The 12,630-nt window shown below is 70.3% G+C and carries 12 protein-coding genes and 1 pseudogene; all 13 read right to left on the bottom strand.

Annotated features, from left to right (window positions below; all coding sequences use genetic code 11):
• Nucleotides 1-101 precede the first annotated feature (101 nt).
• The 13 genes and pseudogenes from OG956_RS24745 to OG956_RS24685 all read right to left on the bottom strand — a co-directional run bounded on the left by OG956_RS24745 (nucleotide 102) and on the right by OG956_RS24685 (nucleotide 12,555).
• Complete coding sequence (locus OG956_RS24745) at nucleotides 102-305, bottom strand: hypothetical protein (RefSeq protein WP_330340176.1); 204 nt, start codon at nucleotides 303-305, stop codon at nucleotides 102-104.
• 89 nt (nucleotides 306-394) lie between these two features.
• The gene (locus OG956_RS24740; protein ID WP_330340175.1) at nucleotides 395-964 is read right to left on the bottom strand and encodes a hypothetical protein; all 570 of its coding nucleotides are present in this window, start codon (nucleotides 962-964) and stop codon (nucleotides 395-397) included.
• A gap of 157 nt (nucleotides 965-1,121) precedes the next feature.
• Entirely contained in the window at nucleotides 1,122-1,571 is a 450-nt protein-coding gene (locus OG956_RS24735) for a hypothetical protein (protein WP_330340174.1), read from the bottom strand.
• Between the two features lie 79 nt (nucleotides 1,572-1,650).
• Nucleotides 1,651-1,896, bottom strand: a complete 246-nt coding sequence (locus tag OG956_RS24730; RefSeq protein ID WP_330340173.1) for a hypothetical protein — start codon at nucleotides 1,894-1,896, stop codon at nucleotides 1,651-1,653.
• A gap of 331 nt (nucleotides 1,897-2,227) precedes the next feature.
• A pseudogene (locus tag OG956_RS24725) lies at nucleotides 2,228-3,130 on the bottom strand (peptidoglycan-binding protein); the annotation flags it as partial.
• Nucleotides 3,131-3,276: 146 nt separating this feature from the next.
• A complete protein-coding gene (locus OG956_RS24720) occupies nucleotides 3,277-3,714 on the bottom strand; it encodes a hypothetical protein (RefSeq protein WP_330340172.1) in 438 nt (145 codons plus the stop codon).
• The gene (locus OG956_RS24715; RefSeq protein WP_330340171.1) at nucleotides 3,715-4,818 is read right to left on the bottom strand and encodes a hypothetical protein; all 1,104 of its coding nucleotides are present in this window, start codon (nucleotides 4,816-4,818) and stop codon (nucleotides 3,715-3,717) included.
• 2 nt (nucleotides 4,819-4,820) lie between these two features.
• A complete protein-coding gene (locus OG956_RS24710) occupies nucleotides 4,821-5,747 on the bottom strand; it encodes a hypothetical protein (protein WP_330340170.1) in 927 nt (308 codons plus the stop codon).
• Between the two features lie 12 nt (nucleotides 5,748-5,759).
• Entirely contained in the window at nucleotides 5,760-6,716 is a 957-nt protein-coding gene (locus OG956_RS24705; RefSeq protein WP_330340169.1) for a phage distal tail protein, read from the bottom strand.
• On the bottom strand, nucleotides 6,716-10,984 hold the full coding sequence (locus OG956_RS24700; protein WP_330340168.1) for a phage tail tape measure protein: 4,269 nt from the start codon (nucleotides 10,982-10,984) through the stop codon (nucleotides 6,716-6,718). Before OG956_RS24700 ends, OG956_RS24705 begins: the two co-directional genes overlap by 1 nt.
• 34 nt (nucleotides 10,985-11,018) lie before the next feature.
• The gene (locus OG956_RS24695; protein ID WP_330340167.1) at nucleotides 11,019-11,417 is read right to left on the bottom strand and encodes a hypothetical protein; all 399 of its coding nucleotides are present in this window, start codon (nucleotides 11,415-11,417) and stop codon (nucleotides 11,019-11,021) included.
• A complete protein-coding gene (locus OG956_RS24690) occupies nucleotides 11,360-11,842 on the bottom strand; it encodes a hypothetical protein (protein ID WP_330340166.1) in 483 nt (160 codons plus the stop codon). The genes OG956_RS24695 and OG956_RS24690 overlap by 58 nt, the downstream gene beginning before the upstream one ends.
• Before the next feature lie 74 nt (nucleotides 11,843-11,916).
• Nucleotides 11,917-12,555 carry a phage tail tube protein gene (locus tag OG956_RS24685; protein ID WP_330340165.1) on the bottom strand — a complete coding sequence of 213 codons (639 nt, stop codon included), beginning with the start codon at nucleotides 12,553-12,555 and terminating at the stop codon, nucleotides 11,917-11,919.
• Nucleotides 12,556-12,630: the final 75 nt, after the last annotated feature.

Here is a 12,630-nt window from a genome sequence, read left to right as displayed (position 1 = left end):
CCCCCTGGTGACATGTTTCAAGAATGTCACCTATCTTGCGGGCTGGCGTGCAGATGATCAACCCCATCGAGGACAAGGGCGACTTCACACTTCGACCCAGGTCAGCCGCAGGCGCTTTCGGCGGTGTCATCCATGCGCGCCTCGCGGGCCTCGTTCAGCTGCGAGAAGTCCCGCAGGGCATCGATCGCGACGTTGGAGTCGGGGTTCTTCATCACGTAGAGCGAGAGGGCGCCTTCCATGATCAGCGCCTCACGGGCGTCCATGACGGCAACTTCGTCGCCGCCTGACGTGGTGATGAACTGCACTGCTTGCCTCCTTGGTGAATTGCGGCCCCGCGAATGGGATTACATATATCTTATTCGCAATTCGAGGCTAAGTACAGTATTTGCCCAGGTCAGAGCACCTTTCCGGCGTGACGACCGCGGGTGAGAACACGGCTTCCAGGCCCGTCGTAGGTGCCGTCCCGCAACGCGGCGACAACCGTCTCATCCACTTCCCACGGCACACTCCGCGCGCTCTCGCGCAGACTCGGAGCGGCGTCCAGCACGGTGTCCAGCAGCCAGAGCATCGACCCGGACAGCAGCCAGTCGTGCTGCGGGAACCGTCCGGTCGTGATCGACATAGCCAGGTTCCCCTGCGCGGGCAGGTGGAACATCTCGATGATCTCCTGCTGTCCGACAATCGGCGGCAACTCGTCCCCCAGGTCCGGTTCCCAGCCCTCGCCCTGTTCGGCGATGATGCGCGCCTTGACGTCGAGGTCGACTTGGCGGAAACGCTTCGTCGTGGTTCCAAAGCGGACGGCGAAGCCCAGCGGCCAGTACCGCACCCCGCTGACGACGATGGCCGTGGACGGGTCCAGGACACCGCGGCTGGGAGCCAGCCACTGCCCGACCATCTTTGGATCGACGCGGTACAGGGCGGCGAACTCCTGATGCCCGACCAGATACGGCTTGCGCCGACTCATTCCCGTCCTCCGCTGTCTGTCCTGGATGCAGACGGCAGCGTATCGGCGGCATCACGCCGGCGTGAGCGACGGTCGCTGCTATGGTGGCGGCGGTCTTCTCTCCAAGAGGGCTAAAGGCCCCCGCTTCGGCGGGGGCCTGTGTGCTTGCCCGCGCAGGCTACGCGGTCTTCTCCTGGTGTGCGTCGGCGGCGACGGAGCCGAGCCGGATCGAGCCGCGCTCCTTGGCCTGCCGCGTGAACCGCAGGGCGTGAACGCTGCGCCCGCCGGTCGCCGCACGGAAGGCAGCCGCCACCTTCGCCTTGCTCAGCCGCCGCCCGTCCATCTGGAAAAGGGGCCCGTCGGTGCGCGCCCCGATCAGCTCGCGCAGCGCGCCGGCGGCCGACGGGGTGATGCGCACCTCGAAGACGCCGGGCTCCTTCGCCTCCCGGACGACGACAAGGTGGTCCTCCAGCTCCGCGTCCGGCACGTCGAGGGCCAGGACCTCGTCCACCGTCACCTCCGACTCCCACAGCAGCTGCCACACCGCGCGGACGGCGGCCGGAACCGCAAGGTCCGCGAGCGCGGTGTCCACCTCCAGGTCGGTGACTAGCAGGTTTGTCGTATCCATCAAGACCCCCAGGCCGCAGGTACATTGCGCCCTCACGCTATGCACACTGTCGGACAACGCCTTTTGACGGAGAGGGTGTTCACCTCATCGTCAGGCTGACGAGGGTGAGCGCCACCGCGGTGACGCTGGCCAGCACGGCGATGGTCGGCAGCGGCCATCGGGTCTTCTCCAGCGCGCTCACTCGTTCTTCCAGCTCCTCAAGTGCCTTGTCCGTCTGGTCGCTGCGCTGGACAAGCAGGGCAAGCTGGCCGTCGATGCGCGCGAATCCCACCTCCAGCGCCGACCGGAGTTCTGCCAGGGCGAGAGCCACCTGTCCCTCGGGCACGGCTTCCTCCTTCCCTTCCGTCACCGGCGGGTCAGTACTTCGGGGTGGCCGGGTCGTGCTTCGCCGGCAGCCAGGAGGCTGTGCCCTGCCTGCCCAGGGCGGTGCCGAGGGTGGACTTCAGTGCGCTGAGCGCGGCGGGTATCGAGGCGACGGCCGCGGCCTGCCACGCCGACAGGGACACCATGTCGGTCGCGCTGGAGGCGGCCATCAGGCCCAGTAGCGCCTGGAGGTAGGTGGCGAGGGTGCGCTCGGCGATGTCGGCGAGGGACTGCGGCATCGGGTCGTGCTCCTGGTGCTGGGTGGTGGGGGTCGGTTCGGTGGTGCCGGCCTGGTGCGGGACGCGCAGGTCCGCCCAGGTCTCGGGTCCGGGGATGCCGTTGGCGTCGGCGCCGTGGAAGCCGCGCTTGATCTGGTAGGCGGCGAACGAGCGGCGGTGCGCCTCGTTCCAGACCGGGCCGGGTGGCGTGTCGTAGGAGTCGCAGCCCTCAGCGATCAGGCGCTTGGCCATCGCGGCGATCAGCGGCGAGGAGCGGCCCTCGCGGAAGAACTGGGCACCCGGGTACGCCGCGTACCTCGGCGTCGGCCTGGGCTTCGGCTTGGGGTGTGGCGTGGGCTTCGGGTGCGGCTTCGGCTTGTCGCCACCGCCTTTGAGGTGACGGGCGACGCGGGCACGGAAGTCGTCCATGTCGATGCCGCCCGGGTCCGGCTTGCCCGGCTGCCACTCCTTGTGGCCGATGACACTGTGCTCGTTCCAGCCATGCGCGTGGCAGAGCGCCGCCGCCGCGCGCGCCATGGCGTCGAGCTGCGCGGCCGGCCACGGCTGGCTGCCGGTGTTGATGCACTCGAAGCCGTAGAAGTGCCGGTTTCCGTCGGTGTCGGCCTCGTTGTCGCGCGGGAGGGTGGCCTTCTCAGCGATGACGGCGAGCAGAACGTCGGTGTCGCCCATCCCGGCGTGATTGCAGCGTCCGTAGCCGATCAGATGCACGGTGCCGGAGCGGTCGATCACCCCCTGGCACAGGGGGCCGGGCAAGTCCTGGTAGCCGGTCCGGCACAGCTCCACCATGTCCTTCTCGGAGCTGTACGGGCCGGTGTGGTGGATCATGACCCCGTTGACGGGGCCCCAGTTGCCGTGGGTGTTGCGGTTGTGGGTGCGCCAGTTGCCGTGCTCGACCACGCCGAGGCCGGCGCCCTTCAGCGCGGACAGGAACCTGTCCGCGCTCAGCGGTGTAGCCACGCGCTTCGTCCTTCTCCCCTGCGCCGGATGGCAGTCGGCCGTGGCCGCCGCTGCGGTCCGGTCCCTCGGGGTTGCGAAGCGGGTGGAGGGTCACCCGGGCGTCATGCTACCGGCGGTGCCCGGCTGGTGGCCGGGGCGTGCGCTGGTCAAGCCTCATCGTGGTCGGTCCGGAACGAGGTGCTGTCGAGGCTGACCCAGGTCGCGCGGACGCTACCCCCGCCCTGCACACGCAGCCGCACCAGGCCTTTGGGGTCGATGTCGAGCTGGAGGTTGCGGCGTGGGGCGTCGGAGGCGACGTCGACCGTACGCGGCGCCTCCGGCCAGTAGCCCTCGGGCAGCAGCGCGACCAGCTGTTCGTCGGTTGCCCGCCCGCCGGCCAGCCCTATGCGGCCGGAGAACTCGGTGGTGTCCCAGGGGTTGGCGCGGAACTGCGGCGGCTGCTCCGGGTCCGGGACAGTAGTGTCGCCGGTCAGGGGGAGGTCATGCCACTCCGGGTAGGGCGCGTGGCTGGCGCGTTCCAGGGTGGTGACCCGCTTCTCCAGGCGGGCCAGTCGGCGGCCGAGGGCGGCGATGGTGTCCGGCATCTACTGCTCCTCTCCCTCGCCCGTCTCGTCCTCGGGCTTGTTGGTGCGCTCCAGCTTCAGCGTCACGCGCTCGGCGGTCTCGCCCTCGCCGGGCCGTACGGTCCAGCCGACGATCCGGCACCAGCCGTCGTACTCGGTGTGCGGCTCGAACAGGCGGATCCGTACGTCGTCCCCGATACGCAGCGCCTCGATCGGGGCGGCCGGGTGGTCGATGATCTCCAGTTCGGTCAGCGTGGGCAGGACCTGGCGGGCCAGGCGTTCGCGGCGGGCGCGCCGCTTCAGCTTGGCCTCGTCCCTTTCGCTCGTCTCCAGCCGGTGTTCCAGGCGCAGACGTCCGTTGCATACGCCGTCCACGACGACCTTGCGCTTCTTGCCCTCGCCCGCGCCGAGCCCGATGACCCACTGGGCGTAGGAGTCGGCGTCCTTGATGACGTGCGGTGTGCCGACGACGTTGGCGCCGGTGGTGAACGTCAGGTCCTCCCGGCGCCGTCCGAGGCGGGGTGCGCCGAGGATGATGCGCCGCTCGGCGCGCCGCCCGCGCCAGGTCACAGCCTCGGACCACTCCAGGCCGTCATGGATATCGGCCATCTCGTCCACCATGTCGCCGAGGTTGCGCGGGTCGGTCTTGGAAGTGGTGTAAGGGTCCTTCGCGGTGCCGGTCTTCGCCTGGGACGTGGTGTCGTCCACGACCACGCCGAGGTCGCCGTCCGGCTGGGCCTGGGCGTAGGCCCACACGTCGCGGATGACCTGGCATGGGTCGGCGTCGATGTAGGGGCCGCGGCCGTCGAGGTTGCCGTGCAGGTCGAAGCGCCGGTGGAGGTAGCTGCCGAACCCGGAGGCTTCGATGGGCAGGGTGTTGCCCTCCGGTTCGGCGCGCCACAGCAGCCCGCCCCAGTGCAGGCGGGCGTTGCGCTCGACGAGGAGCACGGTGTCGCCGGCGTCGAGTGTGTCGCTGAGCTGGCGGCGAAACGAAGTCGGCAGGGTCGCCTTCAGCGCGCCTGGCCCGGAGATTTCCGGGCCGTACTCCACTTCGCTCAGCGGCAGGTTCCAGTGCAGGATGTCGCCGGTCGCGGCCCGCGCGACGATGTAGCGGTAGTCGGCCATCCTCACACGGGTCCTTCCGTAAAGGCGACGTCGAGGGTGACCGTCGTGCCCTTGGCGACGGTCAGGTCCCCGTCCCCGTATTTATCGTTCTGGTTGATCTCGACGGCCAGGTGTTGGCGGGTGCCGCGGTAGGCGGGCGGCACGGAGAGGGTGTCGGCCAGGGTGACGCTGGCGCGGCGGGTGGTCGTCCCCTCGTCGTCTACGACGGTCGGCTTCGCAGCGCGTTCCCCGAACCGCGTGCGCAGTTCGGCGTAGACCGGCCCCGCCTCGGCACGCAGGCCGGAAAGGGTAACGACGATGGCGGCCTCCGTCGCCCATGCGGGGATGTCCACGTCCCAGGCGGCTTCCTTGGGCCAGGCCGCCCACTGGCCGTGCTTGCCCGCCACCTTCTCCGTGGTCTCGGGGTGCACGGTGCGCAGCGTGCGCTCGGTGCGCGGGTTGGCCAGCCGCCGCAGGTCGGTGATCATCTCGGCGGTGATCGTCGCGGTGTTGCGAGGGATGGTGAGGCGGGCCAGGGGGATCGCCGTCATCGCCCGCAGCGCGGCGGTGCCCTGTGAGCCGATGTTCTCGATGAGGTGGAAGTAGCCGATCTCCTGGCGGCGCGGGTCGCGGTCGCCTTCGAACTCCGGGTCCTCGATGCGCAGCACGAGCAGGTCGGTGCGGGCGACCGGCCCGGTCGGCGGCACGTCGACCACGGTGTCGCCGATGTTGGACTGGGTGTAGGCCCCTTGCCACGGCTGGGCACCGTGGATGAGAGCGGAGCCGTCGCCGACGCGGACGCCGGGGCCCGGTGTCTCCAGGGGGCGAACCTTCAGGTCCTCACCGCCCGCGACACCCTGCCGGCCTCGGGCCAGGTCGCGGATCATCAGGCGCATCGCGCGGGCGGAGTGGTCGGCCCCGCGCACCATCATCGGGGGTTGCAGCGTCACGAGTCTCTCCGTTCACAAGGTGGTGTACGCGGACCGCCACGCGACCTCGAGGCGCGCGGTGCCGGACGGGTCGTTCGCGCTCCAGGCGATCTCGGACCGTCCGGGCGGGAGGGTGAACAGGTCGAGACGGGAGGCGGGGCTGAGGTCGTTTGCGACGTTGACGGTGCCGTTGCGCAGCGCCCAGCAGGTGCCGGGTCGCGTCTCCATCTCCACCCACTCACCCTCGCGCAGCGATAGGCCGAGTTCGAGAACGTGGCGGGTGGCGGTGTTCCAGATCCGCGGGTTGGTGACCGGGCCGTGTACCCGCAGGCTGGGGTGAGTGGGCACGTCGCCGTGGTTGGTGACCCATCCGGGCCGGTCGTCGGCCGGGCAATGTTCCGACTCGGGCGGCCGGCGGCCCGCGGCGGGGCGGCCCATTGCCTCGTCGACGGTGCGGTCCGCGCGGTCGGTGCGGGCCGCCTGGTCGAGGCCGAGCGTCAGCGTGGACAGCTCGTCGTCGTACCAGCGCGGGTCGTCCAGGCCGACGAACTCAATGTCTAGGGGTATCCAGCCGTGCACGGCGTTGGCTGTGCTGGTCGCTTCCATACGGCGAAGTCGCCCGTACATGCGGCGGGTGGCGTGTCCTGGCCACCGTCCGCGCAGGATGTGGCGGCCGTCGGGGCTGGTGCGGGCATCGGGGGTGTCCAGGGCCCGCTCCAGCCGGGCGAGGATGTCGGCGGCCTTCACCGGGTCGCCGGGGGTCTTGATGCCGGCCTCGAAGCGCAGGGAGCGCGGGCCGTAGAAGTCCCGGCCCGGAGTGGTGCCGTCGCTGTTGGCGTTGTCGGCGTCCTGCGGCCGGGTGGCGGGCGATCCGAGCCCTTCGACGTTGCCGACCGGGACGTAGGTGCCGGTGCCGAGGACGACGCCGCCGATCTCGTACTGCCAGGGGGCAAGTTCAGGGCGGCTGTGCTTGTTCGGTGCTGTGGTCATCACACTCTCCCGCCCCGCTGCGCGTTGCGCAGGGTGCGCATCATCTCGTTGCCGATCTGCTCGGGGATGGCGGCGCTGTCGGTGACGCTGATGGGCATGGAGCCGATCAGCGGCTGCTGCTCGCGCACGACGACGACCTGGACCCGGCCGCCGGCGCGCGCATCGACCACGCGGGTGCGGGCGCGGTCGCTGCTGGTGCGGATGTCGAAGGAGCGCACAACACCGGCGATGGCCTCGACGCTGCGGGCCTGTTTGAAGGAGCTGGCGAGCATCGGCGTGTAGTCACGGCTACGGGCGCCGCGGACGCCGCCATTGGCGTACCACTCGACCTGGCCGCCGAAGCGGTCAACGACTTCTTCCACGATCGCTTTGCTGCGCGCGCGCTTGGAGGCAGCCAGAGGCACGTAGGCCTCCCCACCGGTTTCCCGCTCACCCCAGATGCGGTAGCTGCCGGCCGGGGCGATCTGTGCGACGTGCCGCTCGCGGCGCTGGCCACCGGTGAGCCCGCCGTCGGCGAAGTAGTCGACCACCGCGCCGTCGGCATGCCGCTTGGCGGCGCGGGCCTGTGCCTCGGCCTGCTTCTCGATGACGTCCGCGATGTTGGTGTTCTGCTCGGCAAGCTGGCTGAAGATCGAGACGTGCCGGGTGGTGACCGTCACCTCCTTACCACGCAAGGCGTTGATGCGCTGCTGAATGGCGTCCGCGGCCTTGCGCGGGCCGCTGGTCGGCACGATGACCTTGACGTTCTTCGACCCAGGCACCTTCTCGATCCGGAAGCCGAGCGCCTGCAACTGCTTGCGCGCCTCGGCCGTCGGCGCCTGCACCACGACGTACTTCGCGCCCGGCGTCGCGCGGATCTTGGCCTGGACGGCCTCCAGGCTCTTGATCGCCGCGGCGGTCGACGCGGAGACGGTGACCTTCTTGCTGCTCGGCGTGCGGCCGAGTTTGTCGATCAAAGTGTCCAGGTTCTTCTTCGCCGCCGCAGTCGGCGCCGTGATCTTGATCTGACGGGTGCCCGGCACCGTCTTCACCGTGAACCCGAGGTCGCGCAGCTTCTTCTGCGCGCCGTCGCTGAGGGAGTCGACCTTGATGGTCCGCTGCTTCGGCAGACGGTGGAACTCGGCCTGGACGGCGATCAGGTTGGCCAGGGTGGAGTCCATGCCCTTGGTCTGGAGCAGCAGCGACACCTTCGACGGCAACAGGCCAAGGCTGTCGGCCACGCCTTCGGCCTGGGCCTTGGTCAGGCCGTAGCCTTGGGCGGCCTTGATCGCCTCGGCGCGGGCGCGGCTCATCTGCTCGCGTGCCTTCGCGAGCGCCGCGGGCAGCGTCTCGCCGTTGCGCTTGGCCAGGTCGAACGTCGCCACCGAGGCGTCGGCCGCCGCGTCGGACAGGGCGGTGAGCTGGGTGTACAGCTGCTGGCCGTTGCGGGTGGTGGTGTTGAGGGTCTTGTCCTCGTTGACGAGCTGCTTGCCGCCGTAGCCCTGTCCGCGGTTGACGTTCTTGCTGCCCTCCTGCAGGTCCAGGACGGCGCTGTTCACCTTGGCCTTGGCGGCCTGGAGGGAGATCTGGCCACCGGACAGCAGGTCGAGTGCCGACTTGAGCGAACGGGTGCGGGTGTCGGCGTCGGCCGTCTCGTCGGCGAGACCGCCGACGGCCGCCTTCAGCCGGTCGTACGCGGAGGTGCCGTCCCCGGCACCCTTCGTGGCGTTGGCGAGTTCCTTGGCGTTCTTGACCGCGTCGGCCATCTCGCCCTTGACGCTGCCGAGCGCGTCGGCGGCGTCCTTGTACCGCTGCCCGACGTCCGAGTAGTCCCGGACGGTCGCCTTGCCGCCGGCGACGTCCTTCCAGATCTTGTGCTTGTCAGCGGTCGCCTGCAGCTGCTTTTGCAGGGCGTCCAGGGACGTTCCCTGCCCGAGGTAGGCGTCGGTGAGGGCGGCCAGGGGCACGCCGGCCTGCTCCATGACCTTTGTGAGCTGGCCTTGCTCGGTCTTGGTGTCCAGGAGGGACTGGGCCGCCTGCTGGCGGACGTTGCTGTCGATCTGGCCGCCAGACTCGCGCAGCGCGGAGGTGAGCGAGGAGATGCGCTGCTGGTGTTCAGCGGCGGCCTGGGCGGCCTTCTGCTGGCGTGCGGCGAGCAGCCCGAGGCCGACCGACACGCCCGCCATGACGACACCGAACGGGCCGCCGAGGGCGTTGGTCACACCGCCGAGCGCAGAGCGCAGCCCCGATCCGGCTGCCCGGCCGATTCCGTTGAGCGTGCCGGTGAAGGTGACTCCGGCGCCGCTCGCGCTGCGGAACGCGGCCGTCATGTTGCCGAGGAATCCAATGCGGGCCTGGACTGCTGCCCAGGCGGCGCCGTACCGGGACAGGGCGACGCCGGACGTGGCGGCCAAGGACTGCTGGACCCGCATCTCGTCGTTGAACGACCGGATACCGGAGCGGACCGGCCCGCTGACGGTGGTGGCCAGGTTCGTCAGGGCGGGCTGCGCCCGGCGGAACAGGAGCATCGCCAGCGCGGCCGACTGGATGGGGGCCGGGAGGGCGCCGAACGCCGTGACGAGGCCGCCGACGACGTGCCCGATCGGCACGAGAACCAGGGACAGGCCGGAGACCGCATCCATGGCGGCGTTGGCGACGGTCGCGACGATGTCGAGCGTGCCGGCCGCCGCGCCGCCCTCCTGGCCCAGGCCCGCGACAGCCTTCAACAGCGGCTCGGCACCGTCGGCGGCGTTGGACAGGACATCGCCCAGGGTGGTGCCCGCGTTGATCAGCAGATTGAGACCGGTGGCCAGGGAGTGCTCGCCGATCTCCTTGAGCGGACCGACCAGTTGCCGGGCTTCCTCGATGAGCCCGCCCAGTCCGGCCTCGGTCCTGGCCTTCAGGTCTGGCCCGTACAGCGTGGCGAGGTCGCGGCCGTATTCGAGGGCCGTGGTCAGGTACGGCGTGGCCCCGGCCATCCCGCGGGTGAGCAGCCGGGTCACCCACTCCAGGCCGGGCGCCATCCCCTCGTACAGGGCGATGCCCGTCTGCCGCGCCTGGGTACGCAGCTGCGTCATCGCACCGGTCAGGCCCTGTCCGCGGGAGGCGGTGATGGACGCCGCGGCCCCGGTCTGTCGTACGGCCATCGACAGGGCGTCGAACGTCTCGGTTCCCTGGTGTGCGAGCGCCACCGCGCCACTGAGCGCGGGCTTGCCGAACGCGCGGGTGACCGCGGCCGCGAAGTCCTGCTGTGACATGGTGCGTTCGGCCTTCGACAGCCCGTCGATCACCGTGCGCAGGCCTCGGAAACGCCCCTGAGTGTCGAATGCTTCGATCCCCAGGTCCTTCAGGGCGCCCCGCATCTGTGGTGTGGGCGCTGCGAGGTTGGCGAAGATACCGCGCAGGCTCGTGCCGGCGGTCTGGCCGAGGATGCCGCTCTTGCCGAGCATGCCGACTGCGGCGGCGGTGTCTTGGAGGCTGACGCCGAGCGCGTGGGCGACCGGGCCCGCGTACCGCATCGAGTAGTAGATGTCGGTGATGGACCCGGAGGCGCTGTTGGCCGTGGCGGCGAGGGTGTCGGACGCCTTGGCCGCCTGATCAGCACCGAGACCGTACTGATCCATGATGTCGCCCAAGTACTTGGCCGAAGTGGCAGCGTTGACGTCGGCCGCCGCGGCGAGCTGGAGCGAGGCGCGTACAGCGTCGATCGACTGGTCCGCGCGGAAACCGGCCTTGCTCAGCTCGACCATGCCCTCGGCGGCATCCGCCGACGTCGTGGTGGGCAGCGTCAGGTCGTTACCGAGTTCCTGGGCGACCACGGCCGCCCTCTTCATCTGTGCGGCGGTCGCGCCGGTCACCGCACGGAAGAGGTTCATCTGCCGCTGGTAGCGGTTGCCCTCCTCGATGATCTGCCCGGTACCCAGGAGGAGGGCACCGCCGGCGAGCATGTTGGCGCCGGTCAGGCCACGCCGACCGGCCCCGGCGGTCGCCCGCTGGAGCCGGGACATCGACCGTCCCCCGTCCTCGCCCGCCGTGCGCAGGGCCGTGCGTGCTGCGGCGGCGCGGGCGGTGATTCGGTTCAGTTCCCCGACGGCGGCGCGGGAGGAACGATTCAGCGAGGCGAACTGCGCAGCGAGCCGGGCCCCATTGGCGTCCAGCCGGGCCAGGGACCGGTTCGCCGCGTCGGTCCGCTCCCCCAGGGTCCGCATCTGTACGGAGGCAGCGCGGGTTCCCGCGATGAGGTCGCGGACCTCGGCGCGCATCGCGACCGTGAGGGTGAACCCAGCCACCGCGGGCGGCCTCCTTACATCGTGCGGGGGTGGATCAGGGGCGCGGCTGGTACTGCTCGCGCGGGATGAGCTGGATCTTCACGCCGTAGCCGGACCGGTCCTGGGGGACGTGATCGCGTTCCTGCTCGATCAGCTCGCAGCCGGGGCAGCGCAGGGTGTCGGTGACGTAGGCGTGGGGGTCGCCGCCACGTTCGCGGTCCCACTCCTGGAGCCGTGTGCGGCACTCCGGGCACACCGACCGCTGCCATTCCGCCCAGGCCAGCGCCTTGGCCCGGTCGAGATCGGACCAGCGGCCGTCGCCTCCGAGGAACTGCGAGTGCGGGATGCGGAACTTCTCGCATAGCTCCAGTTCGGCGCGCAGGCTGGCGTCACGGCTCAGCCTTTTCCCAGCTCGACCCGGCTCTCCTGCTGAACCTGCCAGGCCGCGTCCCACAGGGCGTTCGCATCCGGCGCCGACCAGCCGTTCAGCAGCTCCTCGGCCTCCTCGCGGCTCATGCCGTCCACGGAGGCCGCCGCCACCAGCGCGGCGGGGAAGGTGTCGGGGTTGAAGATCGCCCCCTCCTCCGCCTGCTGTTCGGTGGGCGGATGCTCGGAGATCAGCTCCTCCAGCACCGGGCGCGGCAGCGCGCGGAAGGTCAGGAACTCCGAGGCAGCGTCGAGCGCCGCCAGGGACTGGTCCCGCGCGGCGTCGGCCTCGGTGGCCTGGCACGCGGCCAGCTCGTCACCCGGGTTGGCCTCGGCGACGAACCGGGCCCGGCGGGCTGCCTGCTCAGCATCGTCGTACCGTCGGCGCAGCCCGGTGTCATCGCAGATCCGCAGCCGGTTCTGTGGGCGGGCTCGGCGGCGCAGTCGTTCCATCTTGGCCGACCACGCCCCCTCCCCCGGGCTGGCGGAGGGGGACGGGCGCTTGGCCTGTGCGGGGCGCGACATCATCAGGCCTCGTCGGCGTCGTGCTCGCGGACCGTGGCCTCGGTCTTGGTCTTGGTGGTGCTGACCACGGTCACGTCGACCTCGTCGTGCTCGTGGTGGCCGTGCCCGCGGCCGGGGGTGTCGCAGTCCTCGTCCGGCATCGGGTGGGGGTGTGCCTGCGGTACCGGACGGTCGAGCGAAGGCTCGTCGGTGATGGTGAAGTCCACCTTGAACTTCGCGGCCTCGTTGCCGGTGGAGTAGGTGGCAGCGCGGGTGGCGACCTGGACCGGGAACACGTCGACCGAGCGGGAGCCGGGCAGGTCGCCCTTACGGAGCAGGATGACGTAGCCCTTCGCCCCCTTGGGGAGCTGCTGCTCGATCGCGTCGGAGAACCGGTCCTCGTAGAAGGTCAGGCTGGAGTTCTCGGCCTTGTCGTTGCCCGGGATCGAGGAGTTGAACGTCGAGCCCATATCGGGGGTTTCGATGGGGTCGTTCTGCAGGGCCCAGCCCTCGATGTCCGAGACGGCGTCGGTCAGGCCGAACGCGCTGTTGATCTCGTGGCGGCTGGGGTACTTCGGGTTGCCCAGGTCCTTCGACCACAGGATCTTGGAGATGCCGCGCCGCAGAAAACGGGTCTGGGTCTTCTTCGTGCTGGTGGACACAGGTCCGCTCCCACTTCTGGGGCAGCGCACCGGTGCCGAGGCCCTGCCCCTTGAGGTTCAAAGGGGGTTCGCCTG

The sequence above is a fragment of the Streptomyces sp. NBC_00557 genome (assembly GCF_036345995.1).
In the GTDB taxonomy this organism is placed as follows: Bacteria; Actinomycetota; Actinomycetes; order Streptomycetales; family Streptomycetaceae; genus Streptomyces.
This window is presented reverse-complemented; position numbering and strand designations above follow the sequence as displayed.

Excerpts from the sequence above, each read along its gene's own strand:
- OG956_RS24690 (WP_330340166.1), bottom strand. The coding sequence starts at position 11,842 with ATGGAACGACTGCGCCGCCGAGCCCGCCCACAGAACCGGCTGCGGATC.
- OG956_RS24705 (WP_330340169.1), bottom strand. The coding sequence starts at position 6,716 with ATGACCACAGCACCGAACAAGCACAGCCGCCCTGAACTTGCCCCCTGG.
- OG956_RS24740 (WP_330340175.1), bottom strand. The coding sequence starts at position 964 with ATGAGTCGGCGCAAGCCGTATCTGGTCGGGCATCAGGAGTTCGCCGCC.
- OG956_RS24735 (WP_330340174.1), bottom strand. The coding sequence starts at position 1,571 with ATGGATACGACAAACCTGCTAGTCACCGACCTGGAGGTGGACACCGCG.
- OG956_RS24720 (WP_330340172.1), bottom strand. The coding sequence starts at position 3,714 with ATGCCGGACACCATCGCCGCCCTCGGCCGCCGACTGGCCCGCCTGGAG.
- OG956_RS24715 (WP_330340171.1), bottom strand. The coding sequence starts at position 4,818 with ATGGCCGACTACCGCTACATCGTCGCGCGGGCCGCGACCGGCGACATC.